This is a genomic window from Oceanobacillus saliphilus, from assembly GCF_023522835.1.
In the GTDB taxonomy this organism is placed as follows: domain Bacteria; phylum Bacillota; class Bacilli; order Bacillales; family Amphibacillaceae; genus Oceanobacillus; species Oceanobacillus saliphilus.
In genome coordinates this window covers 1-343 of sequence record NZ_JALCZU010000054.1, presented here as the reverse complement: position 1 = coordinate 343, position 343 = coordinate 1, and the positions used below count along the sequence as shown (strand labels likewise).

1 tRNA gene and 1 rRNA gene are annotated in these 343 nt (G+C 49.6%); both read left to right on the top strand.

The features are described from left to right. Positions 1–99, top strand: a 5S ribosomal RNA gene (gene rrf / locus MN204_RS20415); the annotation flags it as partial. A gap of 129 nt (positions 100–228) precedes the next feature. After that, positions 229–303, top strand: a tRNA-Glu gene (locus MN204_RS20410). Positions 304–343: the final 40 nt, after the last annotated feature.

Genomic DNA, 343 nt, shown 5'->3' with positions numbered 1-343 from the left:
AGAGGCCACACCTGTTCCCATCCCGAACACAGAAGTTAAGCTCTTCAGCGCCGATGGTAGTTGGGGCTTTGCCCCTGCAAGAGTAGGACGCCGCCAGGCAAAAGATTATTTCACAGTACCTTAACGGTAGCACAACGACGATTAGTCGATTGGTCGTAGATTCGAAGTTTACCTTCTGAAGTCTACCTGTGAAATTATTTATATGTTAATGCTTGGATAAATTTACCTGGCCCGTTGGTCAAGTGGTTAAGACACCGCCCTTTCACGGCGGTATCACGGGTTCGAATCCCGTACGGGTCACCAACACATGGAGGATTAGCTCAGCTGGGAGAGCACCTGCCTT